Genomic DNA, 26,900 nt, shown 5'->3' on the forward strand with positions numbered 1-26,900 from the left:
AATAGGGGTTGGATCAATTCAATGAAAAGTCGGGATTTAGTTCGTTTTTTCTTCTCTGTGCTAGCTGTTGGAGCGGTCATTACAAGCGTGGTAGGCTTTGCGCTGGAGTGGGGAAAATATCAGAAGCTTTTTATATCGTTTGAAATTCTAGAGATCGCATCTGTGTTGTTTTGGTTCATTGGTGTAGGGATGATCTTTAGTGTCATTAGCCAGATGGGGTTTGTTGTCTTCTTGACGGTGCACCGGTTTGCGTTAGAGATTTTCCGGTCACATTCTTTATGGAATACCATTCAGCTGTTTCTTGTGATTTTTGTGCTGTTTGATTTAGCTTACTTGCGATTCTTGTTTTTCGGGGAGAATGAATCATTTCTTCCATACTTGTGGCTGCCTTTATTTATCGGTGTGTTTGCTTTGATCGTGGCTTACTTTAAACAGCAGCAGTCCTCTAAGAAAACATTTATTTCTGCAATGTTTCTCATGGTCGTCATCACGTCGTTAGAATGGTTCCCGGCGCTCAGAGTCAATGAAGAGGACTGGCTGTATTTAATGCTATTCCCGCTATTAGGCTGTAATGCGTTTCAGCTGTTAGCGATGCCGCGGTTTTCAAAAGCGAAAGCTACTTAACTTCCGATGACTTTGTTTTCGTATTGGAGATCAGTTCGCCAACTGTCACATTTTTTAAATTCTTTTCTTTTATTTGTTTCAAAATAGCGGGTAAGGCTTGAGCGGTTTGGGTTGCTGAATCTGAGGCGTGAAGGAGTACAATGTCTCCGCTTTTCATTCGATCATTTACATTTCGAACAATTTGGTCGACACCCGGATTCAGCCAATCCTGTGAATTGATACTGTAATGAACAACGGTATAACCGTACTGTGTGGCAATTTTCAGTGCTGTTTCGTTAAACTGTCCAGTTGGTGGTCTTAATAGTTGAATGTCATCTAGTCCAAGCTTTTGAAATGTATTTTGTGCACGGACAAGATCTTGCTTGATTTCACTATCTTCAAGCTGGCTATAATTTTTATAAGCATAGCCGAGGCTTCCAATTTGATGGCCGTCCTCCCTAATTTGTTTCACGATATCAGGATGACGCTCAGCCCAAGAAGCAGACAGAAAGAAAGTGGCGTTCTTTATACCGTACTCTCGAAGGACATTTAAAATAGGAACAGCCTTCTCATCTCCCCAGCCAATATTAAAAGTGAGAGAGACATGCTTTGATGAAGTCTCGCCTTTATAAATGGCTCGGGGTCCATGTTCAGTTTTAAATACCGACAGCGGCGGTGCCTTTTGTACATAAAAAAAGGTTGCAGCTGCAAGGGCTGCTACAAGAATAATGACAACTTGCTTCAGCCGTTTAATAGGCAACACATATAATCGACTCAATTCAAACACTCCTGCCTTGTCCAAGATTGTTACTTGATTGTATGCAGGACAAGGGTTTAAGATGCTTAATAAAACTATTTCAAAAAAAGTTTTGAAAAGGCGTTGACCGATAGAATGTTTTCGTGATATATTATTAATCGTCGCTGACACACAGTGACAAACACAAAACGCTTCGGGAAATAAACTTGAAAAAAGTTGTTGACATAAGATGAAGCGAAATGTTATATTATTAAAGCCGCTAAGAACGGCGAAGATGATCTTTGAAAACTAAACAAGACAAAACGTACCTGTTAATTCGAGTTTTTATAAAAAAATCCTATGATACTTCATAGGTAGTCAGTCAAACGCTGACGAAAAACAAAACTTCGGTTTTGTACTTTTTCGGAGAGTTTGATCCTGGCTCAGGACGAACGCTGGCGGCGTGCCTAATACATGCAAGTCGAGCGGACAGAAGGGAGCTTGCTCCCGGATGTTAGCGGCGGACGGGTGAGTAACACGTGGGTAACCTGCCTGTAAGACTGGGATAACTCCGGGAAACCGGAGCTAATACCGGATAGTTCCTTGAACCGCATGGTTCAAGGATGAAAGACGGTTTCGGCTGTCACTTACAGATGGACCCGCGGCGCATTAGCTAGTTGGTGGGGTAATGGCTCACCAAGGCGACGATGCGTAGCCGACCTGAGAGGGTGATCGGCCACACTGGGACTGAGACACGGCCCAGACTCCTACGGGAGGCAGCAGTAGGGAATCTTCCGCAATGGACGAAAGTCTGACGGAGCAACGCCGCGTGAGTGATGAAGGTTTTCGGATCGTAAAGCTCTGTTGTTAGGGAAGAACAAGTGCGAGAGTAACTGCTCGCACCTTGACGGTACCTAACCAGAAAGCCACGGCTAACTACGTGCCAGCAGCCGCGGTAATACGTAGGTGGCAAGCGTTGTCCGGAATTATTGGGCGTAAAGGGCTCGCAGGCGGTTTCTTAAGTCTGATGTGAAAGCCCCCGGCTCAACCGGGGAGGGTCATTGGAAACTGGGAAACTTGAGTGCAGAAGAGGAGAGTGGAATTCCACGTGTAGCGGTGAAATGCGTAGAGATGTGGAGGAACACCAGTGGCGAAGGCGACTCTCTGGTCTGTAACTGACGCTGAGGAGCGAAAGCGTGGGGAGCGAACAGGATTAGATACCCTGGTAGTCCACGCCGTAAACGATGAGTGCTAAGTGTTAGGGGGTTTCCGCCCCTTAGTGCTGCAGCTAACGCATTAAGCACTCCGCCTGGGGAGTACGGTCGCAAGACTGAAACTCAAAGGAATTGACGGGGGCCCGCACAAGCGGTGGAGCATGTGGTTTAATTCGAAGCAACGCGAAGAACCTTACCAGGTCTTGACATCCTCTGACAACCCTAGAGATAGGGCTTTCCCTTCGGGGACAGAGTGACAGGTGGTGCATGGTTGTCGTCAGCTCGTGTCGTGAGATGTTGGGTTAAGTCCCGCAACGAGCGCAACCCTTGATCTTAGTTGCCAGCATTCAGTTGGGCACTCTAAGGTGACTGCCGGTGACAAACCGGAGGAAGGTGGGGATGACGTCAAATCATCATGCCCCTTATGACCTGGGCTACACACGTGCTACAATGGACAGAACAAAGGGCTGCAAGACCGCAAGGTTTAGCCAATCCCATAAATCTGTTCTCAGTTCGGATCGCAGTCTGCAACTCGACTGCGTGAAGCTGGAATCGCTAGTAATCGCGGATCAGCATGCCGCGGTGAATACGTTCCCGGGCCTTGTACACACCGCCCGTCACACCACGAGAGTTTGCAACACCCGAAGTCGGTGAGGTAACCTTTATGGAGCCAGCCGCCGAAGGTGGGGCAGATGATTGGGGTGAAGTCGTAACAAGGTAGCCGTATCGGAAGGTGCGGCTGGATCACCTCCTTTCTAAGGATATATGGAGCAGCGTGCGTTTTCGTCTTGTTTAGTTTTGAAGGATCATTCCTTCAAAACATGTCTCTAGCGAGACAGGATTGTTCTTTGAAAACTAGATAACAATAAGTAATACATTCACATTGAATGCAATGCAAAGTTCATCACACATAGTGATTCTTTCTAAAGTAAGAAATGGTTAAGTTAGAAAGGGCGCACGGTGGATGCCTTGGCACTAGGAGCCGATGAAGGACGGGACGAACACCGATATGCTTCGGGGAGCTGTAAGCAAGCTTTGATCCGGAGATTTCCGAATGGGGAAACCCACTGCTCGTAATGGAGTAGTATCCATACTTGAATACATAGAGTATGAGAAGGCATACCCGGGGAACTGAAACATCTAAGTACCCGGAGGAAGAGAAAGCAAATGCGATTCCCTGAGTAGCGGCGAGCGAAACGGGAACAGCCCAAACCAAGAGGCTTGCCTCTTGGGGTTGTAGGACACTCTATACGGAGTTACAAAGGAACGATATAAGCGAAGAGGTCTGGAAAGGCCCGCCAAAGAAGGTAACAGCCCTGTAACTGAAATGTTGTTCTCTCCAGAGTGGATCCTGAGTACGGCGGAACACGTGAAATTCCGTCGGAATCCGGGAGGACCATCTCCCAAGGCTAAATACTCCCTAGTGACCGATAGTGAACCAGTACCGTGAGGGAAAGGTGAAAAGCACCCCGGAAGGGGAGTGAAATAGATCCTGAAACCGTGTGCCTACAAGTAGTCAGAGCCCGTTAACGGGTGATGGCGTGCCTTTTGTAGAATGAACCGGCGAGTTACGATCCCGTGCAAGGTTAAGCAGAAGATGCGGAGCCGCAGCGAAAGCGAGTCTGAATAGGGCGCATGAGTACGTGGTCGTAGACCCGAAACCAGGTGATCTACCCATGTCCAGGGTGAAGTTCAGGTAACACTGAATGGAGGCCCGAACCCACGCACGTTGAAAAGTGCGGGGATGAGGTGTGGGTAGGGGTGAAATGCCAATCGAACCTGGAGATAGCTGGTTCTCTCCGAAATAGCTTTAGGGCTAGCCTCAAGGTAAGAGTCTCGGAGGTAGAGCACTGATTGGACTAGGGGCCCCTACCGGGTTACCGAATTCAGTCAAACTCCGAATGCCGATGACTTATCCTTGGGAGTCAGACTGCGAGTGATAAGATCCGTAGTCGAAAGGGAAACAGCCCAGACCGCCAGCTAAGGTCCCAAAGTATACGTTAAGTGGAAAAGGATGTGGAGTTGCTTAGACAACCAGGATGTTGGCTTAGAAGCAGCCACCATTTAAAGAGTGCGTAATAGCTCACTGGTCGAGTGACTCTGCGCCGAAAATGTACCGGGGCTAAACGTATCACCGAAGCTGCGGACTGTTCTTACGAACAGTGGTAGGAGAGCGTTCTAAGGGCTGTGAAGCCAGACCGGAAGGACTGGTGGAGCGCTTAGAAGTGAGAATGCCGGTATGAGTAGCGAAAGACGGGTGAGAATCCCGTCCACCGAATGCCTAAGGTTTCCTGAGGAAGGCTCGTCCGCTCAGGGTTAGTCGGGACCTAAGCCGAGGCCGAAAGGCGTAGGCGATGGACAACAGGTTGATATTCCTGTACCACCTCCTCACCATTTGAGCAATGGGGGGACGCAGGAGGATAGGGTAAGCGCGGTATTGGATATCCGCGTCCAAGCAGTTAGGCTGGGAAATAGGCAAATCCGTTTCCCGTAAAGGCTGAGCTGTGATGGCGAGCGAAATTTAGTAGCGAAGTTCCTGATTCCACACTGCCAAGAAAAGCCTCTAGCGAGGTGAGAGGTGCCCGTACCGCAAACCGACACAGGTAGGCGAGGAGAGAATCCTAAGGTGATCGAGAGAACTCTCGTTAAGGAACTCGGCAAAATGACCCCGTAACTTCGGGAGAAGGGGTGCTTCTTAGGGTGTTAAAGCCCCGAGAAGCCGCAGTGAATAGGCCCAGGCGACTGTTTAGCAAAAACACAGGTCTCTGCGAAGCCGTAAGGCGAAGTATAGGGGCTGACGCCTGCCCGGTGCTGGAAGGTTAAGAGGAGCGCTTAGCGTAAGCGAAGGTGCGAATTGAAGCCCCAGTAAACGGCGGCCGTAACTATAACGGTCCTAAGGTAGCGAAATTCCTTGTCGGGTAAGTTCCGACCCGCACGAAAGGCGCAACGATCTGGGCACTGTCTCAACGAGAGACTCGGTGAAATTATAGTACCTGTGAAGATGCAGGTTACCCGCGACAGGACGGAAAGACCCCGTGGAGCTTTACTGCAGCCTGATATTGAATGTTGGTACAGCTTGTACAGGATAGGTAGGAGCCTTGGAAACCGGAGCGCTAGCTTCGGTGGAGGCATCGGTGGGATACTACCCTGGCTGTATTGACCTTCTAACCCGCTGCCCTTATCGGGCAGGGAGACAGTGTCAGGTGGGCAGTTTGACTGGGGCGGTCGCCTCCTAAAATGTAACGGAGGCGCCCAAAGGTTCCCTCAGAATGGTTGGAAATCATTCGCAGAGTGTAAAGGCACAAGGGAGCTTGACTGCGAGACCTACAAGTCGAGCAGGGACGAAAGTCGGGCTTAGTGATCCGGTGGTTCCGCATGGAAGGGCCATCGCTCAACGGATAAAAGCTACCCCGGGGATAACAGGCTTATCTCCCCCAAGAGTCCACATCGACGGGGAGGTTTGGCACCTCGATGTCGGCTCATCGCATCCTGGGGCTGTAGTCGGTCCCAAGGGTTGGGCTGTTCGCCCATTAAAGCGGTACGCGAGCTGGGTTCAGAACGTCGTGAGACAGTTCGGTCCCTATCCGTCGCGGGCGCAGGAAATTTGAGAGGAGCTGTCCTTAGTACGAGAGGACCGGGATGGACGCACCGCTGGTGTACCAGTTGTTCTGCCAAGGGCATCGCTGGGTAGCTATGTGCGGACGGGATAAGTGCTGAAAGCATCTAAGCATGAAGCCCCCCTCAAGATGAGATTTCCCATTCCGCAAGGAAGTAAGATCCCTGAAAGATGATCAGGTTGATAGGTCTGAGGTGGAAGCGTGGTGACACGTGGAGCTGACAGATACTAATAGATCGAGGACTTAACCTATATTCTATTGTGAAGCATGAACATTGTTATCTAGTTTTGAGAGAACATTCTCTCCATCAGGTTTGGTGGCGATAGCGAAGAGGTCACACCCGTTCCCATACCGAACACGGAAGTTAAGCTCTTCAGCGCCGATGGTAGTTGGGGGTTTCCCCCTGTGAGAGTAGGACGCCGCCAAGCTTTTTATTTATATCCTTCCAATGGAAGAAGTTACTTTATCATTCCGCAGTAGCTCAGTGGTAGAGCTATCGGCTGTTAACCGATCGGTCGTAGGTTCGAGTCCTACCTGCGGAGCCATGCTTCCATAGCTCAGTAGGTAGAGCACTTCCATGGTAAGGAAGAGGTCAGCGGTTCGAGCCCGCTTGGAAGCTTTCCTCTATATGTTGATATGACAAGGTTTCTCGATGATGAGAAGGCTTTTTTTGTTTGTTTACATATATACTGAATTGCTCAATGATCAGTAGACTGATGACATTAGGAAAGCGAATAAAACGGCTTGCACAGTATTGTTGCATCGCTTTTTCCTTCTTTTTGTTCTTGATTCTTTCAGTCTCTTTCTTTTATTCTTACTAAAGTGATATCCTCTATATCAAAAGACTCTGTACGTTCCTCTTTTCCCCCGAAAGTGAAGTATCGTTTGTTTTCCCTTTCTTTATCTCCAGGTATAGTTGATCTTCTTTTTCCATGTACGGTATGTATATAAAAAGGAGTAGATGGTTTGAAAGATTTATTTGTAAAGCAAGAATGGTTTGGACATGTACGTCAGGACGTGCTTGCGGGTATATTAGTCGCACTGGCTTTAATTCCTGAGGCAATTGCGTTTTCGATTATTGCGGGCGTTGATCCGAAGGTCGGCTTGTATGCATCATTTTGTATCGCGATTGTGATTTCGTTTGTTGGTGGACGCCCAGGCATGATTTCGGCTGCAACAGGGGCTATGGCTCTCGTCATGGTTAACTTGGTCGCTGATCATGGGTTGCAATATTTGTTTGCAGCTACGATATTGACAGGCTTGATTCAAATTGTGTTTGGATTGTGTCGAGTGTCTCGTTTGATGAAATTTATTCCGAGGTCCGTAATGGTTGGTTTTGTCAATGCGTTGGCTATTATGATTTTCATGGCTCAGCTTCCACATTTCGTTGGGGAATCAATGGCCATGTATATGATGACAGGTGGTGCCTTGCTGATCATTTATTTATTGCCTATGGTGATAAAGGTGATACCTTCCCCACTCATAGCCATTATTGTAATGACGATAATTGCTGTATTTGGACATATTGATGTTAGAACTGTTGGAGATATGGGAGAGCTTCCAAGTTCTTTGCCTGTTTTTCTGATTCCTCAAGTTCCGTTTAGCTGGGAAACACTTGCTATTATTTTTCCTTATTCTTTAGCACTTGCGATGGTTGGTTTACTTGAGTCTCTTTTAACTGCACAGATTGTCGATGATATGACAGAGACGTCTAGTAATAAGAACAAGGAAGCGAGAGGTCAAGGGATTGCCAATGTGGTTGCGGGATTCTTTGGTGGTATGGCTGGCTGTGCGATGATTGGCCAATCTGTGATTAATACGAAGGCAGGAGGACGAGGCCGGCTTTCTACCTTTGTAGCGGGTGCTTTTTTAATGGTGCTGATTTTTGTACTAGGCGATGTCGTGGTTCAAATTCCGATGGCTGCTCTAGTGGCTGTGATGTTCATGGTTTCCATTGGCACATTTGATTGGAGTTCCTTTCAGCAGCTAAAAAAGAATCCGAAAACAGATTCTATTGTGATGGTTGTCACGGTCATGACGGTGGTGTTGACTCATGATTTATCAAAAGGTGTTTTTGCAGGTGTACTGCTTAGTGCGATATTCTTTGTCGCAAAGATATCGAAGCTCCATATTACGTCTAAAGAAAGCCAGGCAGGTACATGGGTATATCGAGTTAAAGGGCAAATTTTCTTTGCTTCTGTCACTGACTTGATCCAAGCTTTCCATCAGGGGAAAGAACTCCAATCTGTTGTGATTGATTTGTCTGAAGCACGTATATGGGATGAATCAGGCGTAGCAGCGATAGAACGTATAAAGGAAAGGTATCAAGCAAATGGCGTCCAGGTGGACGTAGTTGGAATGGATACATCAAGTCAAAAGCTTGTGAAACAAGTGAATGGTTCTTAAAAAGGCCTTTCTGTCTGTTACAATAGAAAAGGTAAGAAAGTGAAGGATGGAGGTGGCCGGCATGCTTTTGCGTTTGAATCAAGTGCTCGGCCGGATGATGCCGCTCATTACACCTTTTAGTGTGTTACTCGGTGTTTTATTGGCGGCTTACTTAAAGGATTATACGTTTTTAGTGCCATGGGTATTTGCTGTGATGACCTTTGCAGGGAGTTTGTCTTCTACTTTTTCGGCTTTAAAGCATACGGTGATGCACCCATTGCCTTTGATTTTATCGTTTATGATTTTGCATGTGTTGATGCCTCTTTATGCTTGGTCAGCGGGACATCTCATATTTTCGGGAGATGCCATGACGATCACTGGTTTGACACTTGCAATGGTGATTCCCACAGGAGTCTCTAGTTTAATATGGGCGGCAATGTATAAAGGGAATGTTGGATTAACGTTATCCATTATTTTAATTGATACAATGCTTTCGCCATTAATTGTGCCAGCCAGTTTGTCACTTTTGGCCGGTACACAAGTTCATATGGACATGGTGGCGATCATGAAAGGGCTGTTTGGGATGGTGGTGCTTCCATCTATTTTAGGTATGCTTGTTCGTCACTATGCAAAGCCTGATGTGACGAAAAAGATCAGTCAGACACTGTCACCTTTTTCAAAAATAGGCTTGTTTGTAGTGGTGTCGATTAACAGTTCTGTTGTTGCGCCTTACTTACGTGAACTGGATGCCGCATTTTTTAGCAAAGCAGCAACGGTGTTTCTCATTGCGATGAGCGGATATGCGTTTGCATGGTTGATTGGGAAGGCGATGAAATGTACTCAAGAAGAGATTGTGGCCATCGTGTATACGGGCGGTATGAGAAACATTAGTGCGGGGGCTGTGCTTGCCATTAGCTTTTTCCCGCCTGCTGTCGCTGTTCCTGTAGTGATTGGCATGCTGTTTCAGCAAGTGCTTGCTGCCTTATTTGGCTTCTTACTCAATCGTTTTGAGTTGAAAGCACCTGCTGTGACCAAATCTTTCTCATGAAAAACCCTCCATCTATCAAAGGATGGAGGGTTTTTTGTGATTTAATAGATGAGATATTTTTTTCGCTTCTTTTCGAATGTTTTGAGGTCATGATGATAACGTTTCATGATGTGTTTGACGGAAGTTCCTTTTTTGATTTCTTCTTTCATCCAGCCATTCCCGATGAGTTTGTCAAAGCTGCCTGTTTGAAGGAACTGAAAGTCGTTCGGATATAAATCATGTATTGCTGTGATGATGGATAACCCCGTTTTCACCGCTTCGAAGGATGAGCGGTCTGTGACGTATAACTGCACACCGTGAGATAGTGTACCGGCATGTTTAGAAAATGTGGGGGTGAATGACACAGGTCTAAATTGAACGCCTTTTAGTTTTAGCTGATTTAAATGATCTGCCAGCTCGCTGCTATTGATATATGGTGCACCAATGAGCTCGAATGGTTTTGTCGTTCCTCTGCCTTCAGAGACATTTGTGCCTTCAATTAATCCTGTGGCAGGATATACAAAGGTACTATCCACTGTTGGCATGTTAGGGGAAGGAAGGACGAATGGCAGCTTCGTGTCATCAAATGTCATGGACCGCTTCCAATTTTTCATTTTGATGACTGTTACATCAGCATTGATATGAAACTCTTTGTTAAACAGTTTTGCAAGCTCACCAGTAGTCATTCCATGTCTTAGCGGGATTGGATAGAGCCCTACAAATGAGGCGTGTTCAGGCTCTAAAACAGGTCCTTCTACTTTTAGTCCGCCAATGGGATTTGGGCGGTCTAGGACAACAAAGGGAATGTTGTTTTCTTTAGCGGCTTCCATCGCATAGGCCATTGTGTAAATATAGGTGTAATAACGAGTACCAACGTCTTGAATATCAAACAGCAGGACATCTACATTTTTTAGCATTTCAGGAGTTGGTTTTCTTGTTTTTCCATAAAGAGAGTAAACAGGAAGACCTGTTTTTTCATCGGTATAGGATTCGACGCCTTCTCCTGCTTGTGCATCGCCGCGCACGCCGTGTTCAGGCCCATATAAAGCGGTGAGCTTGATATTTGGATGTTCAAATAGGAGGTCGACACTGCTTTTCATATTTGCATCAATGCCAGTCGGGTTGGTAATGAGACCGACCCTTTTCCCTTTTAGCCATGAAAGATTGCTTGAGAGTAGTGTTTCGATCCCTGTTTTGACTGCTGCTTTTTTTCCTTTTGTGTCTGTTCGTTCTTGATCTGCGGGAGAGGCGGCGGTCAATGTGCTCATCATGAGAATGCTTGCGAGTATGAAACTTGCTGTTTTCTTCAAGAGAATCCCTCCTATTTGATCTGTTTCCCTTTCAAATTGAGTCCATAGCCGAATGGGTAAAGGGTTTGATTTGGATGAGTGACAGATGGGATATCAACTGGCAGTTTCCCTTTAGGTGATGCAGCTCCAAATATCACTTCTAGTCCAGCAGGAATATTTGGCTGATTGAATTGTCCGTTTGAGTAGCCTTTAAAACCGTACACAGCTAGTAAGGCATCAGCTTCTTCAAAATTTGCCGCATCATAAGGGTTTCTAAGACTCATGATGACCATTTTTTTATTTTGTGCTGCTACTTCTTTCATGACAGCACGAGGGAAGGCAGTTGCCCATTTTTTTGGGTCCTGGACATTGTCATCAATTACGCCATCATTTACAGCTGGGTCATTTTGGACAACGTAAGAGCCAGTGATGACATAGTCAGCTTCTTGAATTAGTTTGGCAGAGTCTTTGGTGAACGTTTTATCCGCAAAAGCATATGACTGGATGCGTACAGGCTTGATCTTTTTTTGTTTTATGAGAGATTCGACTGTGACAGACATTGCTTTTGTCTGATCTTCGTAAGGTGCCATGACCACGATTTTGTCATTCTTTTTAGGCTTGAAAGGTAAGGTCTTTTTGTTGTTTTTAAGCAGGGTGATTCCTTCACGTGCCATTTTTTGTTCTGCTTGACGGTGCGATTTTTTCCCGACGACTTGAGTGGCTTTTTTGATTTTTTTCTCAAGACTGATTGGTTTTTTGGAGGAAATAATGCCGCGTTTGATTTTCAATTGAAGAATTTTTTCGACGGATTCGTTAATCTGCGACATCGGAATTTCTTTCTTTAAAATCGCTTGTTTGACCGCATTAAATACATTCTCCAGGTTTTCCTCTGTTTTTAATGAGGTAACTGGTGCTGGCATGAGAGCGATGTCGACGCCTGCTTTAATGGCCATCACTACGGCTTCTTCCTGTCCAAAATTATCTGCAATCGCTTTCATGTTTAGGGCGTCTGTCACAACAACACCTTGAAAGCCCATCTCTTCTTTTAATAAGTGTGTGATGACTTTTTTTGATAAGGTTGCTGGAACCATGATGTCCTCGCCATCTTTCTTGCTTCGATACGTTGTGTCATCAATGGCAGGAAATTGCACATGAGCGGTCATGACCATATCTGCACCAGCATTGATCGCTTGTTGGAACGGATACAGCTCAACCTTTTTTAAACGATCTAGGTCATGCTCTACGAGCGGCAAGCCATAGTGACTGTCGACGGCTGTATCACCATGTCCCGGGAAATGTTTTAGTGTGGAAATGGTCTTTTCCTTTTGAAGTCCTTTCATGGTTTGAAGGCCAAGTCTAGAGACAAGAGCAGGATCAGAGCTAAAGGAACGGACACCAATGACGGGGTTGTTTGGGTTGTTATTCACATCAAGCACAGGAGAGAAGTTTGTATTAATCCCCAAGGCGTTTAATTCTTTTCCGATGATTTTTCCTGTGTCATATGCATTTTTTTTGCTTCTAGAGGCACCAATCGACATATTTCCTGGGAAATGTGTTCCCTTTTGTAACCTTGTGACGATTCCGCCTTCTTGATCAATAGAAATGAGTAAAGGAATGTTTGGTGATGCTTTTTGAAATTCGTGGGTGAGTTTCACGGTTTGTTCCGTATCAACGACATTCTCCGCAAATAAGATGACACCACCTAGATGATATTTTTCTACAAGGTGAGATACTTCGTTATTCATCTTTGTGAAGCCTGTAGGTGCGGATTCATCTTTTGTTTGCCAATTGCGAAAGTCCGGCATGAGCATTTGACCTATCTTTTCATCCAGTGACATGTCTTGAACCATTTGTTTAGCGGTGGGCAGAGAGGCAGAGCTAACCTTTTCCGTTGGAATGGAAGAGGTTAGCAGGGCTAAAACCAGTGCAGCGGGGAAGAGAGCTTTCAACATCGAATTCCTCCTTTTACTTAAAAGATTCGTAGATTGCGGTCATGATGCTTCCATAAGTACCAGTTGGGAACAGGTCACCTTCAAATTGATTAGGATTGGATTCTGGTGAAACAACGGGTGAATGTTTCTTATTCGTCAGCAAGACGACACCTAAATTGTGTTTAGGATCAATCAATGTCATTGTGCCGGTCCAGCCAGTATGTCCATAGGCTTCGTTACTTGCATATTTTCCAAACATCCATTCCATGTCAGTATGACCGTTTTTTCGCCAGCCTAGCCCGTAGGTTGGGTTCGTATCAGAGGAGGCTGTAAAGAGATCGATGGAAGCTTGATCAAAGATGGTTGTTTTTCCATAGCCTCCTTTGTTAAGCATGAGCTGAAGTAGCACGGCCATATCTGAGGTATTCGAGAAAAGTCCAGCGTGGCCGGAGATACCTGCCATTGAGTAATATGCTTTCTCGTCGTGTACTTCACCTAGCAGGGTGTATCGTCGGATGTTTTCAAAATCGATCACACCGTCTCGTGAATTGCCTAAACGTTCTGTTGCTGCAAAATGCTTCGGCTTGAAGCCTTTTTGCAGCGGATTGAACATTGTGTGTTTGAGACCTAACGGCCGATAAATTGTTGACTCGACATATTGATCAAGAGGCATGCCTGTTTTCTTCTCGATGATCATGCCTAGCAGCATGTAATCAATGTCACTATAAATGTGCTGGGTACCTGGCTTGTATTGCAGCGGTACTTTTGGCAGCCATTTCATCGTTGTTTTTCTATCTTGAGAATAAAAAGAGCCAGCTGATTCTTTGCTATAAAATAAGACACTGGAAGGGAGACCGGCAGAATGGGTGAGAAGATCCTTTACCCGGAGCTGGTCTTTACCGGTTACCTTTGCATCAGGTTCATCCTGAAAATCTGGAAGGATGGTCTGTATTTTTTCGTTGACATCAAGTTTTTTCTCGTAGACAAGCTTTTGCAGGGCATAGTTGGTCGCATACATTTTTGTATTGGATGCCAAATCGAATAGTGTATCCTTTTTCATTTTTTTATATGATTTGAGCTCTGTTGTACCATCGTATTTTTGCCGGTAGCCATAGGCTTTTTGATGGACGATCTTTCCGTCCTTGATAATGATGAGAGCGGCTCCTGGAAATCCTGCTTTGATGTCATTTTGAATCATTTGATCAACCTTCCTCAGCTGCCTGGAAGAAAAACCTACTTGTTCCGGTCGTTTGGCTTTTTTTAAGACGGGATATTCTTCAGATGCTGTTTTAGACAAAGACGATACAGGATGGGAGCTAGTTGCAAATGTTTGTACTGGAAACCCAAGGAGCATGAGCAGACATGTGATCAAAAGAAAACATTTCTTCAAGGTCTAGACCTCCTTATTGATTGTGATCCTCGAATTCAACAGCCATATCATCATGAAATCCAAATAAGTATGTGAAGAAAAATCCAGCAACATATGCGATAAATAGTCCAATTAAGTAAAGAAGCATTTGATGTGTGTGAACAATAAAGGTTAATGGAAGACCGGATACACCGATGGCTTTCGTCGCGATTTGGAAGTAGGCTTGAAATGCGCCGCCGATTCCTGCACCAAGACAAGCGGTGAGAAATGGTCGTCCCAGTGGGAGTGTGACACCGAAAATGAGTGGTTCACCAATGCCCAGCATCCCAGAAGGAAGTCCACCAGCAATGGCTCTTTTGAGCTTTTTCTTTTTTGTTTTCATATAAATGGCGAATGCAGCGCCTACCTGTCCTGCACCGCCCATAGCGAGAATTGGCAGAAGCGGGTCATCTCCAATTGAATTGATGAGTTCCATATGAATCGGTGTCAGCCCTTGATGAAGTCCTGTTACAACAAGTGGAAGGAAGGTCGCACCAAGAACAAATCCTGCGAAGATTCCGCCCATATTTAATAGGTAAGTCAGTCCTGAGGTGATGGCATCAGATATAAATCCGCCGACTGGCATGAAGACAACATATGTGAAAATGCCTGTAATGAGTAGTGTGATGGTTGGTGTGACGATGATATCAAGAGATTGCGGGACGAAGCGTCTAATTCGGGTTTCCACAAGTGCCATAAAGATGGCGGCTAGAAGAACACCGATGAGTCCGCCTCTGCCTGGTAGAATATTTGTGCCAAATAACATAATGTCTGCGGAGGCTGGGTTAATAATGAGAATACCAGCTAATGCGCCTAATGCAGGAGAGCCTCCAAATTCCTTTGCGGCGTTTGTTCCGACTAATATCCCTAGGTATGCGAAAAGGCCAGAACCTATAACTGTTAAAATAACTGCGGCTTGAGATTTTTCGTCAAGCCAGCCTGCTTGCACGATCGCTTTTGTAATCCCAGTAATAAGCCCTGAAGCAACAAGTGCCGGAATGATTGGAATGAAAATGCTGGCAATCCGCCGTAAGAACAGCTTGAACGGTGTGCGGTTTTTTTGTGAAATGGCTTGCTTGTTTTTTTGTGCTTCGTTGTTTAAATCATAAGAGCCAGAGGCATTTAGAAGCTGTTCAAACGCACTTGATACTTGGTTGACAACACCAGTGCCTAAAATGATTTGAAGCGTTTCTGCTTCGACGACGCCAATGACGCCATCGAGTTCTTTGATTGCTGTGATGTGAACTTTTTCATTATCGATCGGTGTAATTCGAAGACGTGTCATACAATGTGTATGGGAAGAGATATTTTCAGAACCACCACAGAGTGAAAGAATGTCTTTCGCCAACTGCTGATATTTCTTTTGATGACTCATGTTGAATCCCCCTTTGTTTTTCGTTTCATGGAGCGGATGGCATGCCTTGTCTTGTCAATATATTGGGCTGTCTCTTCATATTGACGAGAAGCTAAACTGAGGAACAAGACATCAATTAAGTAGAGCTGTGCCATTCTAGAGGAAGTGGCAGCACTGCGAAAAGGTGCTTCATTGGAACCGGACGTCGATAGGTGAACATCACATAAAGCAGAAACGCTTGTATGACCTGGATGTGTTAAAGCAATGGTTTTCACTTGATTGTCTTTTGCGAGCTGAAGGGCTTGAATGATGTCTAACGTTTCTCCTGAAAAGGAGATACCAAACACAATGTCATTCTCTCCTGCATTTGCGATGACCGTAGATGCAATGTGCATGTCAGTGAAGGCTGTCGCTGCATAGTTAATTCTGAGAAATTTCTGCTGGGCATCAGCTGCGACGATACCAGATGCACCAACACCGATAAAATGAATTTGGTTTGCATTCAACAGTAATTGAACAGCCTTTTCTAAAGCATCTGCATTTAAAATAGAAGCGGTGTCCTTAATCGATTGAATCGAGTTTCCTGCTGTTTTTTGAATAATGGATTGAAGCGGTTCATCTTGTTCGATATCTCTGTAGCCTTGTTTATCGTCATGCATCAAGTCTCCAGCTATCCGCATTTTTAAATCTTGATAGCCATCCAGCCCGAGAGATTTACAAAGTCGGATGACTGCGGAGCTGCTTGCGCCGGCTGCCTGACTGATTTCGTGTACTGTGCTTTTAATGACTTTGTCAGGATGGGCAAGCATATAGTCTGCAATGATTTTTTCAGATTGGGGGAGCTTTGATTTGATTGTGTGTAGTAGGGTAAGTCCACCTGCTGACATGAGCTCTGCCTCCTTTAGGGTTGATAACGTGAGATCGCTTTGTCGATATGACCATTCGTTTTGCTCAGTAAATCTTTGGCTGTTTTCTTGTCTGTGTTTGTTTGGAGCATGACGATGGCAGTTTTGACTTCTAAGTCGGCTGCTTCAAGAGTCTTTGCGGCTTGTTCGTAGGAAGCATTTGTCACATGTTGAATGATGGTGATGGCGCGTTCTTTTAATTTATGATTGCTGACTTTTACATCAACCATCAAGTTTTCATATACTTTGCCTTGTCTGACCATGACTGAGGTGGAAAGCATATTTAAAATCATTTTATGAGCCGATGCGGCTTTCATTCTTGTTGACCCAGTGATGGCTTCTGGTCCTACAATGACCTCAATGGCGCAATCTGCAAGCTCGCTAATTTCTGCTTGTTCATTGCAGCTGAGTGCGACTGTTTTAGCTCCAATTGACTTTGCATAGTTTAAAGCGCCGATGATATAAGGGGTCCTACCGCTTGCGGCAATTCCGACGACTGTATCTTTTGATGTCAGGTGGATGTGTACTAAATCCTGTTTGCCGGCTTCTTCACTATCTTCCACATCTTCGGCAGCTTGAGAAAAAGCTGAGTCTCCGCCTGCCATGATGCCTACAATGACATCAGGTGAGACGCTATAGGTTGGGGGACATTCGACAGCATCCATTACGCCAATTCGGCCGCTTGTTCCGGCGCCTAAATAAACGAGTCTGCCTCCATTTGAGATGGATTCATAGGCAAAGTCACTTGCTGTTTTGACATGGGGAAGTACAAGGTTGACTGCTTGAGCGACCTTCCTATCTTCTTCATTAATCATCTGGAGTATTTCAAGCGGATCTGCTTGAGAAATTCCCATTGTGTTGGGGTTTCTTGATTCTGTTGTCAAAGAACGCAGTTGAGATGGCTGCATGTGACATACCTCCTTATTTCTTCATTTTCAGTATATTGAGTATGATATGAAATTTCAATATTATATTTGAATATTGAAATTATATTTCAGTTGAAATGTTGATTAAATAGGGAGTGAATAGTTAGAAAATAAAAAAAATAAAAATCCCCTTTACAAAAGGGGGACAACCTGTATATAATAACTTTTGTCAGCTTCACGGAAACAACAAACTTGACAAACTGGCCCGTTGGTCAAGCGGTTAAGACACCGCCCTTTCACGGCGGTAACACGGGTTCGAATCCCGTACGGGTCACCATGATGTGGAGGATTAGCTCAGCTGGGAGAGCATCTGCCTTACAAGCAGAGGGTCGGCGGTTCGAGCCCGTCATCCTCCACCATATGCCGGTGTAGCTCAACTGGTAGAGCAACTGACTTGTAATCAGTAGGTTGGGGGTTCAAGTCCTCTTGCCGGCACTGTTTTTTCTTTATCAATTCCATATGTGGAGGGGTAGCGAAGTGGCTAAACGCGGCGGACTGTAAATCCGCTCCCTCCGGGTTCGGCGGTTCGAATCCGCCCCCCTCCACCATTTTTGGGCTATAGCCAAGCGGTAAGGCAACGGACTTTGACTCCGTCATGCGTTGGTTCGAATCCAGCTAGCCCAGTTAAGACACCTTTTTCAAAAAGGTGTCTTTTTTTATGTTGGCAGAGAGAATGTATAACTATTCAAAATGTTGTTGAGTTGAGTCAGAAGGCATCAAGAAAGTAAAATATAAGCATGAACGGAAAGGGGATGTACATATGGGAGAGCAAAAGAAGGTCACGATTGTTGGAGTTCCGATGGACTTGGGTCAAACGAGAAGGGGCGTCGATATGGGGCCGAGTGCGATTCGTTGTGCAGGCGTAAAAGAAAAATTGGAAACGCTCTCATTTGATGTGGAGGATCTCGGAGATATTCCAGTTGAACAAAGAGATGATGAGAAAGGTTTATATACAAGTGAAAAGCTAAAAAATTTGACCGAGAATGCTGGGGCGAATCAGCTGCTTGCTGAGAAGGTTGACAGTATTGTGCAATCAGGTTCGTTTCCACTCATTTTAGGTGGTGATCACAGCATTGCGATTGGCACACTTGCTGGGGTAGCTAAGCATTATGAAAACTTAGGAGTCATTTGGTATGATGCACACGGGGATTTGAATACGGAGGAAACCTCTCCTTCTGGAAATATTCATGGCATGCCGCTTGCTGTCAGTCTCGGTTTTGGGCATGCAGATTTAACGAACATTGGCGGTTATTCGCCTAAATTGAAGCCTGAAAATGTCGTTATAATTGGTGCTCGATCTTTAGATGAAGGAGAGCGGGCATTGATTCGAGAGAAAGGCATTAAAGTCTATACGATGCATGAAATTGATCGTTTAGGGATGACAAGGGTGATGGAGGAAGCTATTGCTTATCTAAAGGAAAGAACAGATGGTGTCCATCTCTCGCTTGATTTAGACGGGCTAGACCCAGCGGAATGCCCTGGTGTAGGCACTCCGGTAGCAGGCGGAATTAGTTACCGGGAGAGTCATCTTGCAATGGAGCTTTTAGAGGAGGCGGGTATTTTAACGTCTGCTGAATTTGTTGAAGTAAATCCGGTTTTAGATGAGAAAAACAAAACAGCAGAAGCTGCTGTTGCGTTAATTGGTTCGTTAATGGGTGAAAAGCTATTGTAGAGCGGGACTTGTTCCCGTTCTTTTTTGTTTTGGGAAAATTTAAGGATATGTTAAGGTTTTTACCGGTTGATAAGCGTAACACACTGTCAAAAATTTGTTACACTATTTTTTAGAGGAGAATGAAACCTTTTGGAAAGAGGTTCGTATACATAAAGACCGGTGAAGGCAGAGGTTGAATATACTATGGACACAATGATTAAAAAGAGAATTAAGCAAGTGAAAAAAGGCGACCAGAACGCATTTGCAGACATCGTAGACCTGTATAAAGACAAAATTTATCAGCTGTGCTACCGTATGCTTGGGAATGCACATGAAGCGGAGGATATTGCGCAGGAGGCGTTTATTCGTGCTTATGTGAATATCGAAAGCTTTGATGTGAATCGTAAGTTTTCCACGTGGCTGTACCGCATTGCAACCAACCTGACCATCGACCGTATTCGCAAAAAAAAGCCGGATTACTATTTAGATGCAGAGGTGGCAGGAACAGAAGGATTAAATATGTATTCTCAAATTGCTGCTGATGGCATTTTGCCAGAGGATGAGGTGGTGTCTCTTGAATTATCGAGCACCATTCAGCAAAAAATTCTAAGATTACCCGACAAATATCGTTCGGTCATCGTATTAAAGTATATTGATGAACTCTCGTTAAAAGAGATTAGTGAGATTCTGAATATACCAGTTGGTACGGTGAAAACGAGAATACACAGGGGTAGAGAGGCTCTCCGGAAACAGTTGAGAGACCTTTGAGTGAGGTGATTTTGATGAGCTGTCAGGATAGAATCGTCCAGCTTATGCATCAGTATTTAGACGGGGACATTGAGCCCCAAGACGAAAAAGAATTAAAAAGCCATCTGCAATCGTGTGAGGAGTGCCGTACTCATTTTCAACAAATTGAGAAATCCATCGCGCTAGTGCAGAGTACATCTCATATAGAAGCACCATCTGATTTCACTGCAAAGGTGATGGCAGGTCTTCCAAAGGAGAAAAAGCGTGTGTCGGTTCAAAGATGGATCAAAGCTCACCCGCTGATGGTAGCCGCTGCCCTCTTTCTCATTTTAATGGGAGGCAGTCTGTTCACGAGCTGGAATACCGATCATAATTTCAGTGTGTCAAAGCAGCCGAACCTCGTCGTTGAAAATGATACAGTGACCGTCCCTAAAGGGGAAACCGTAAAGGGTGATGTCACTGTCAAAAATGGCAAGCTGATTGTAGAAGGCAAGGTTGATGGAAATGTCACCGTCGTCAATGGGGAACAGTTGACTGCTTCTGCCGGACAAGTCACTGGTCAAATTAACGAAATTAATGAAGTGTTTGATTGGATTTGGTACAAAATGAAATCAACAGCACAAAACGTGATGCGGGTCATTGGGCCAGAGGAGCAAAAGTAACTCAATTGGCTTAAGAGCAGTCTCTAAGGGGACTGCTCTTTTTCTATACATTTGTGAGATTCACGCAAACTAGTAAGTCAGCCAGATATGGCAACTATTTTCCTTGCTGAAACAAAATGTGGTATAATAGCCACGCTATGTATTGATACATAGGCTCTTTTTATATTAAAAAATGCATCAAACGAAGAATAACTGAAAATTCTGGAGGACGAGGAAATGGCTTTAGGGGATATTCCTTTTTTGCAGTACCTCGGTAATGCTGTTGATATTCTCGTTGTTTGGTATGTGATATATAAATTAATGATGGTCATCCGCGGAACAAAAGCGGTTCAGCTTTTAAAGGGAATTGTGGTCATTGTTCTCGTCAGGATGGGAAGTGCGTATCTCGGTCTTAACACACTTCAATGGCTGATGGATCAAGCGATTACGTGGGGATTCCTTGCGATCATTATTATTTTTCAGCCAGAGCTAAGGAGAGCGCTTGAGCAGCTTGGGCGCGGCCGTTTCTTCTCAAGAAGCGGGACACCTGTAGAGGAACAGCAGCAGAAAACGATCGAGGCAATTACAAAAGCAATTAACTATATGGCGAAACGCAGAATCGGCGCGCTGCTGACAATTGAGCGCGATACCGGGATGAATGATTACATAGAGACAGGAATTCCTTTGAATGCAAAGGTGAGTTCAGAGCTGCTCATTAATATTTTCATTCCGAATACACCGCTTCATGACGGTGCTGTCATTATGAAGCGGGATGAGATTGCAGCTGCAGCTTGCTATTTACCGCTGTCAGAAAGCCCTTTTATCTCTAAGGAGCTTGGGACGCGTCATAGGGCGGCAGTTGGAATAAGTGAAGTGACAGACAGCTTAACTGTCATCGTTTCTGAGGAAACTGGCGGTATTTCTGTCGCAAGGAATGGTGATCTCCACCGAGAATTGACAGAAGAAGCGCTTGAAGAAATGCTGATTGCTGAATTTAGTAAGAACAGCAAAGATGCTTCCTCGACCAAATGGTATTGGAGGGGCAAGAAAAATGGATAAGATTTTGAATAATCGCTGGGCCGTTAAGCTTCTTGCATTGGTCTTCGCTTTATTGCTGTATGGTGCAGTCAATTCAGCGCAAGCGCCCACGCCGAAAAAAATCGGTGAATCCTTTTTCCCAACATCGACGACAGATGAAGCAACTTTAACTGACATTCCTGTTAAAGCGTATTATGATGACGAGAAATACGTTGTCACTGGTGTGCCGCAGACAGTCAATGTCACGATTAAAGGGTCAACAAGTGCTGTGAAAACAGCAAGGCAAACAAAGAATTTTGAAATTTACGCAGACATGCAGAACTTATCGACAGGTACACATAAAGTGGAGCTGAAGGCAAGAGATGTATCGAAGGGACTCACACTATCGATTAATCCATCTGTGACGACTGTGACGATACAAGAAAAAACGACAGCTGAATTTCCTGTTGAAACCGAATTTTATAATCAAAATAAAATCAAAGACGGCTATTCACCTGAACAGCCCATTGTGAATCCGAAAAAGGTCACAGTTACTGGATCAAAGGACGTCATCGACAAAATTTCTGTCATTAAAGCTTTTGTGAATTTAGAGGATGTCGATCAGCAAATTGAAAAAGAAGCGAAGCTCACTGTGTATGATAGCAGCGGGAATGAGCTGCCAGTCGAAGTAAGTCCGTCCGTGGTGGATATTACGGTCCCAATCTCGAGTCCGAGCAAAAAGGTTCCGTTTAAAATTGAGCGGACGGGCAGCTTACCAGAAGGGATCAGCATCTCAAGCATTGAGACAAGCCCGAGTGAGGTCACAGTGTACGGCTCTCAAAAGGCACTGGATGCACTTGATTTTATTGATGGCGTCAAGCTGGACCTAAGCAAGATCAAAGATGATACGGAGATTGATGCTGATATTCCGCTGCCAGATGGTGTGAAAAAGGTATCGCCCGAAACTGTTAAGATCAAAGTGAAGGTTGCAACAGCTGAAGAAAAAAAGATCGATAATGTACCGATTTCTGTCGTGGGTTTGAGCAAGGATCTCACATCTGATTTTGTGAGCCCATCTTCTGGACGGATCACGTTAACAGCAAAGGGATCGAAGAGTGCGATTGATAAACTAAAGGCTTCAGATGTTGAAGCCTATATCAATGCAGGGGACTTGAACGAAGGAACCCATGAGGTCAAAGTTCAAGTGAACGGTCCTCAAAATGTGACATGGACATTATCAAGATCAAAGGTCAAAGTGAAACTCTCTTCTACTGATACAGAGGATCAGCCGGCGTCGACGAATGATCGAAAGGATCAAAAAGATCAAAAAGATCAATCAACTGATGATGATGATCAGAGTGAGAAGAGTAAAGAAGAATCCACACAAGATAAAGCAAAGAAAGAATCAAGTCAAAGACAGCCGGTCAAAGAAGATAAAAAAGAGGACGAAGCGTCCTCTTGAATGGAAAAAGGAGCGATTGAAACATGGGCAAGTACTTTGGAACTGATGGTGTAAGGGGTGTAGCAAATAGCGAATTAACACCAGAGCTCGCATTTAAAGTTGGGAGATTTGGCGGCTATGTGCTCACAAAGGATAAAGAACGTCCAAAGGTACTCGTTGGACGAGACACACGTGTATCCGGTCATATGCTGGAAGGAGCACTCGTTGCCGGCTTACTTTCAATTGGAGCTGAAGTGATGCGTCTAGGTGTGATCTCAACACCTGGTGTGTCTTATTTAACGAAGGCAATGGATGCTGAAGCGGGTGTCATGATTTCTGCTTCACACAATCCAGTTCAAGACAACGGCATTAAATTCTTCGGCGGTGACGGCTTTAAGCTGTCAGATGAACAGGAAAACGAAATTGAACAGCTGATGGATCAGCCAGTCGATCAATTGCCACGCCCGGTTGGAGCAGATCTTGGAACGGTCAATGACTATTTTGAAGGCGGTCAGAAATACTTGCAATTCTTGAAGCAGACAGCGGATGAGGATTTCACAGGTATTCACGTGGCGCTTGACTGTGCACACGGTGCAACATCTTCTCTAGCGACACATTTATTTGCAGATTTAGATGCTGATGTGTCTACAATGGGAACATCACCAAATGGACTGAATATCAATGATGGTGTAGGCTCCACTCATCCAGAGGCACTTTCTGCTTTTGTGAAGGAGAAGGGTGCAGACATTGGTCTTGCGTTTGATGGTGACGGTGACCGTTTAATAGCAGTCGATGAAAAAGGTGATATCGTAGACGGCGATCAAATTATGTACATATGTGCACGTTATTTGAAGGATGAAGGCCGATTAAAGGATGACACCGTCGTGTCAACGGTCATGAGCAACCTTGGTTTTTATAAAGCGCTTGAGAAGCAAGGCATTAAGAGCGTTCAAACTGCTGTTGGTGACCGCTATGTGGTCGAAGCGATGAAAAAGGATGGCTATAATGTCGGCGGCGAGCAGTCAGGCCATTTGATTTTCCTTGATTACAATACGACTGGTGATGGCATGCTTTCTGCGATCATGCTTGTGAATACGCTCAAAGCGACAGGAAAAACATTATCAGAGCTTGCAGCGGAAATGGAAAAGTTCCCGCAGCTTTTGGTGAATGTGAAAGTGTCTGATAAATATAAAGTAGAAGAAAATGAAAAAGTAAAAGCGGTGATCCAAGAGGTCGAAAAAGAGATGAATGGTGACGGCCGTATCCTAGTTCGTCCATCGGGGACAGAACCGCTTGTACGTGTCATGGCAGAGGCGAAAACAAAAGAGCTGTGTAATGAATATGTGGCTCGAATTACGGCTGTTGTGAAAGAAGAAATGGGTATTGAGTAATAGATGAAAGCAAATCGCTAGCAGCGGTTTGCTTTTTTTTTCGAATAAACGACATAATTGGATGGATCTGTACGAATCATATAAGTGAGGGCAACTTGAAGCTGCCTTCATACATAGGAGAGCACATCAAAGGTAGAACGTGACAAGCCTCATCGCATATAGTGTAGGGAGGTCTCACTTTCTCAAATGAAGGTAATCACCTGCTAATTTGTGATTGACGGAGGTCAGACCTTATAGTACAATCATCCTTGTGTTACTGGATTTTTATTCTATCAGGAAAGGCAGGGTAGATGTTCAGGAACTCTCTTATAATTATAGCGCCCGAACTAAGCGATCGGACGAAAGATGCTTAGTTGACGAGGATGGAGGTTATCGAATTTTCGGCGGATGCCTCCCGGCTGATCAAAAAAAGAGATCACAGCCGTAAGTGTTTCTTTAAACCAAAGAGGTGACTCTTTGTACAAAGGGAATACACATGATCTCCCAAAATAAACATGTAGAGAGGGACGAAGAAATGTCCCTTCTATTTTAGTAGGCTTTCTTTGTCCCTTTCACATGATCGGGAGGAAGAATATTTATGTGTGGAATCGTAGGTTATATTGGTCAGAATGATGCGAAGGAAATCTTATTAAAAGGTTTAGAGAAGCTTGAGTACCGCGGGTATGACTCAGCAGGTATCGCTGTGGCAAACGAAGAAGGCGTACATGTGTTCAAAGAAAAAGGACGTATCGCTGAGCTTCGTGAAGTTGTTGATGCAAACGTGGCATCTTCAGCAGGAATTGGACATACACGCTGGGCAACTCACGGTGTACCAAGCCATCTAAATGCGCATCCGCATCAAAGTGCTTCTGGCCGTTTTACGCTTGTTCATAACGGTGTCATCGAGAACTATGTACAATTGACACGCGAATATTTACAAGACGTCACACTAAAAAGCGACACAGATACAGAGGTTGTTGTTCAAGTCATCGAACAATTTGTCAGCAGAGGTCTTGATACAGAGGAAGCTTTCCGTCAAACGCTTCTTCAACTAAAAGGCTCTTACGCAATTGCCCTTTTCGATAACGAAAACAAAGAAACAATCTATGTGGCGAAAAACAAAAGCCCATTATTGGTTGGTTTCGGCGAAGATTTCAACGTTGTGGCTTCTGACGCAATGGCGATGCTTCAAGTAACAAACGAATATGCGGAATTAATGGATAAAGAAATGGTCATTGTTACTAAAGACGAGGTTATTATTAAAAACCTTGACGGTGATATCATGACACGTCCTTCTTATATCGCTGAGCTTGATGCAAGCGACATTGAGAAAGGCACATATCCTCACTACATGTTAAAAGAAACGGATGAACAGCCGCTTGTTATGCGCAAAATCATCCAAGAATATCAAGACGAAAACGGCAAGCTGTCAGTCGCTGGCGATATCGCAAGCGCAGTAGCAGAAGCAGACCGCATCTACATTGTGGCTTGCGGAACAAGCTACCATGCTGGACTTGTCGGTAAACAATACATTGAAGACTGGGCGAAAGTACCTGTAGAAGTCCATGTAGCAAGTGAATTCTCTTACAACATGCCGCTTCTATCGAAAAAACCGTTGTTCATCTTCCTTTCTCAATCTGGGGAGACTGCGGACAGCCGCGCTGTACTTGTTCAAGTTAAAGAGCTTGGTCATAAAGCATTAACGATCACAAACGTACCAGGATCTACGCTTTCTCGTGAAGCGGACTTCACATTGCTTCTTCATGCAGGACCAGAAATTGCAGTGGCTTCAACAAAAGCCTACACAGCACAAATCGCTGTACTTGCAATCCTTGCTTCAGTTGCAGCTGAATTAAACGGTCAATCTCTTGACTTTGATCTTGTGAAAGAGCTTGGGATTGTAGCAAACGCAATGGAAGCCCTTGTGGATCAAAAGGATGAAATGGAACAAATCGCTCGTGACTTCTTCACAGTGACACGTAACGCATTCTTTATCGGAAGAGGACTTGACTACTATGTGTGCCTTGAAGGTTCACTGAAGCTAAAAGAGATCTCTTACATCCAAGCAGAAGGCTTTGCTGGCGGAGAACTCAAACACGGCACAATTGCTTTAATTGAAGAAGGCACACCGGTCATTGCCCTTGCAACACAAGAGCACGTGAACCTCAGCATTCGCGGTAACGTCAAAGAAGTCGTCGCACGCGGAGCAAACCCATGTGTCATCTCATTAAAAGGCCTAGAAGACGAAGGCGACCGTTTCGTCCTTCCAGCTGTACACCCAGCACTTGCACCACTTGCATCTGTTGTCCCATTACAGCTGATCGCTTACTACGCAGCACTTCACCGCGGGTGTGATGTGGATAAACCACGTAACCTTGCGAAGAGTGTGACGGTGGAGTAGGAATTAAATAAAATCGGATTTTTGATGTAGCTTTGGAATAAAACTATAGTGTTTATAAAAAATGTCTTGTTTAAAATAAAGTTATACCGGTTTTAATAAAGTTGCACCGTTTTACCCCTTTAGATTAATATAATCTAAAGGGGTGTTTTTATATCAAATAGAAGGTTGAGGAACAGAAATTGGTTCAGTTTATAAGCCATGGTTAGAATTCAAAACTTTTATTCATGGGGAAGTTTA

17 protein-coding genes, 7 tRNA genes and 3 rRNA genes are annotated in these 26,900 nt (G+C 44.7%); 20 read left to right on the forward strand and 7 right to left on the reverse strand.

What is annotated here, in order from left to right; genetic code table 11:
• Positions 1-21: 21 nt before the first annotated feature.
• Positions 22-624 carry a KinB-signaling pathway activation protein gene (locus MHI46_RS00960; RefSeq protein ID WP_047203789.1) on the forward strand — a complete coding sequence of 201 codons (603 nt, stop codon included), beginning with the start codon at positions 22-24 and terminating at the stop codon, positions 622-624.
• Here the strand turns inward: MHI46_RS00960 and pdaB are convergent.
• The gene (pdaB, locus tag MHI46_RS00965; protein WP_048240152.1) at positions 617-1,381 is read right to left on the reverse strand and encodes a polysaccharide deacetylase family sporulation protein PdaB; all 765 of its coding nucleotides are present in this window, start codon (positions 1,379-1,381) and stop codon (positions 617-619) included. The genes MHI46_RS00960 and pdaB overlap by 8 nt on opposite strands.
• 378 nt (positions 1,382-1,759) lie before the next feature.
• On the opposite strand from pdaB, the gene MHI46_RS00970 reads away from it, so the two are divergent.
• The 7 genes from MHI46_RS00970 to MHI46_RS01000 all read left to right on the forward strand — a co-directional run bounded on the left by MHI46_RS00970 (position 1,760) and on the right by MHI46_RS01000 (position 9,603).
• Positions 1,760-3,308 (forward strand): 16S ribosomal RNA (locus MHI46_RS00970).
• A 182-nt stretch (positions 3,309-3,490) separates the two neighbouring features.
• Positions 3,491-6,421 (forward strand): 23S ribosomal RNA (locus tag MHI46_RS00975).
• A 61-nt stretch (positions 6,422-6,482) separates the two neighbouring features.
• Positions 6,483-6,598: ribosomal RNA gene (rrf, locus tag MHI46_RS00980) — 5S ribosomal RNA — on the forward strand.
• The 16S, 23S and 5S rRNA genes sit together here with 2 tRNA genes alongside, the layout of an rRNA operon.
• 42 nt (positions 6,599-6,640) lie before the next feature.
• Positions 6,641-6,715, forward strand: a tRNA-Asn gene (locus MHI46_RS00985).
• A 1-nt stretch (position 6,716) separates the two neighbouring features.
• Positions 6,717-6,789 (forward strand) — tRNA-Thr (locus tag MHI46_RS00990).
• A 347-nt stretch (positions 6,790-7,136) separates the two neighbouring features.
• Entirely contained in the window at positions 7,137-8,576 is a 1,440-nt protein-coding gene (locus MHI46_RS00995; protein ID WP_251181497.1) for a SulP family inorganic anion transporter, read from the forward strand.
• 61 nt (positions 8,577-8,637) lie between these two features.
• Positions 8,638-9,603 (forward strand): bile acid:sodium symporter family protein, encoded by a 966-nt coding sequence (locus MHI46_RS01000; RefSeq protein WP_251181496.1) that lies wholly within the window; start codon positions 8,638-8,640, stop codon positions 9,601-9,603.
• A gap of 41 nt (positions 9,604-9,644) precedes the next feature.
• Here MHI46_RS01000 and MHI46_RS01005 read toward each other — a convergent pair whose 3' ends face one another.
• The 6 genes from MHI46_RS01005 to murQ are packed head-to-tail and all read right to left on the reverse strand — an operon-like array spanning position 9,645 to position 17,377.
• Positions 9,645-10,892, reverse strand: coding sequence for a DUF1343 domain-containing protein (locus MHI46_RS01005; RefSeq protein ID WP_144491669.1), 1,248 nt, complete (start codon positions 10,890-10,892; stop codon positions 9,645-9,647).
• A gap of 11 nt (positions 10,893-10,903) precedes the next feature.
• A complete protein-coding gene (locus MHI46_RS01010; protein ID WP_260775199.1) occupies positions 10,904-12,823 on the reverse strand; it encodes a glycoside hydrolase family 3 protein in 1,920 nt (639 codons plus the stop codon).
• 13 nt (positions 12,824-12,836) lie between these two features.
• Positions 12,837-14,192, reverse strand: coding sequence for a penicillin binding protein PBP4B (gene pbp4b / locus MHI46_RS01015; protein WP_260775201.1), 1,356 nt, complete (start codon positions 14,190-14,192; stop codon positions 12,837-12,839).
• Positions 14,193-14,205: 13 nt separating this feature from the next.
• Positions 14,206-15,585 carry a PTS transporter subunit EIIC gene (locus MHI46_RS01020; RefSeq protein ID WP_064498206.1) on the reverse strand — a complete coding sequence of 460 codons (1,380 nt, stop codon included), beginning with the start codon at positions 15,583-15,585 and terminating at the stop codon, positions 14,206-14,208.
• The gene (locus MHI46_RS01025; protein ID WP_251181494.1) at positions 15,582-16,451 is read right to left on the reverse strand and encodes a MurR/RpiR family transcriptional regulator; all 870 of its coding nucleotides are present in this window, start codon (positions 16,449-16,451) and stop codon (positions 15,582-15,584) included. The genes MHI46_RS01020 and MHI46_RS01025 overlap by 4 nt, the downstream gene beginning before the upstream one ends.
• Positions 16,452-16,465: 14 nt before the next feature.
• Positions 16,466-17,377, reverse strand: a complete 912-nt coding sequence (gene murQ / locus MHI46_RS01030) for an N-acetylmuramic acid 6-phosphate etherase (protein WP_342503047.1) — start codon at positions 17,375-17,377, stop codon at positions 16,466-16,468.
• A gap of 220 nt (positions 17,378-17,597) precedes the next feature.
• Here murQ and MHI46_RS01035 point away from each other — a divergent pair.
• From MHI46_RS01035 to glmS, 12 genes are all read left to right on the forward strand, one after another.
• Positions 17,598-17,672: transfer RNA gene (locus MHI46_RS01035), tRNA-Glu, on the forward strand.
• A 6-nt stretch (positions 17,673-17,678) separates the two neighbouring features.
• A tRNA-Val gene (locus MHI46_RS01040) sits at positions 17,679-17,754 on the forward strand.
• 3 nt (positions 17,755-17,757) lie between these two features.
• A tRNA-Thr gene (locus MHI46_RS01045) sits at positions 17,758-17,830 on the forward strand.
• A 28-nt stretch (positions 17,831-17,858) separates the two neighbouring features.
• Positions 17,859-17,943, forward strand: a tRNA-Tyr gene (locus tag MHI46_RS01050).
• 4 nt (positions 17,944-17,947) lie between these two features.
• Positions 17,948-18,019, forward strand: a tRNA-Gln gene (locus MHI46_RS01055).
• 136 nt (positions 18,020-18,155) lie between these two features.
• Positions 18,156-19,067 carry an arginase gene (rocF, locus tag MHI46_RS01060; RefSeq protein WP_039176043.1) on the forward strand — a complete coding sequence of 304 codons (912 nt, stop codon included), beginning with the start codon at positions 18,156-18,158 and terminating at the stop codon, positions 19,065-19,067.
• A 183-nt stretch (positions 19,068-19,250) separates the two neighbouring features.
• Positions 19,251-19,814, forward strand: a complete 564-nt coding sequence (sigW, locus tag MHI46_RS01065) for an RNA polymerase sigma factor SigW (protein WP_024424449.1) — start codon at positions 19,251-19,253, stop codon at positions 19,812-19,814.
• Positions 19,815-19,828: 14 nt separating this feature from the next.
• On the forward strand, positions 19,829-20,455 hold the full coding sequence (gene rsiW, locus MHI46_RS01070) for an anti-sigma-W factor RsiW (protein WP_024424448.1): 627 nt from the start codon (positions 19,829-19,831) through the stop codon (positions 20,453-20,455).
• A 216-nt stretch (positions 20,456-20,671) separates the two neighbouring features.
• Complete coding sequence (cdaA, locus tag MHI46_RS01075; RefSeq protein WP_008344027.1) at positions 20,672-21,493, forward strand: diadenylate cyclase CdaA; 822 nt, start codon at positions 20,672-20,674, stop codon at positions 21,491-21,493.
• A complete protein-coding gene (locus MHI46_RS01080; protein ID WP_342503048.1) occupies positions 21,486-22,913 on the forward strand; it encodes a YbbR-like domain-containing protein in 1,428 nt (475 codons plus the stop codon). The genes cdaA and MHI46_RS01080 overlap by 8 nt, the downstream gene beginning before the upstream one ends.
• 23 nt (positions 22,914-22,936) lie before the next feature.
• Positions 22,937-24,283, forward strand: a complete 1,347-nt coding sequence (gene glmM, locus MHI46_RS01085; protein WP_064498203.1) for a phosphoglucosamine mutase — start codon at positions 22,937-22,939, stop codon at positions 24,281-24,283.
• A 577-nt stretch (positions 24,284-24,860) separates the two neighbouring features.
• The gene (gene glmS / locus MHI46_RS01090) at positions 24,861-26,663 is read left to right on the forward strand and encodes a glutamine--fructose-6-phosphate transaminase (isomerizing) (RefSeq protein WP_003216893.1); all 1,803 of its coding nucleotides are present in this window, start codon (positions 24,861-24,863) and stop codon (positions 26,661-26,663) included.
• The last annotated feature ends 237 nt before the right edge of the window (positions 26,664-26,900 follow it).

Origin of the sequence: Bacillus sp. FSL K6-1000, assembly GCF_038630785.1 — a bacterium.
GTDB lineage: Bacteria > Bacillota > Bacilli > Bacillales > Bacillaceae > Bacillus > Bacillus safensis.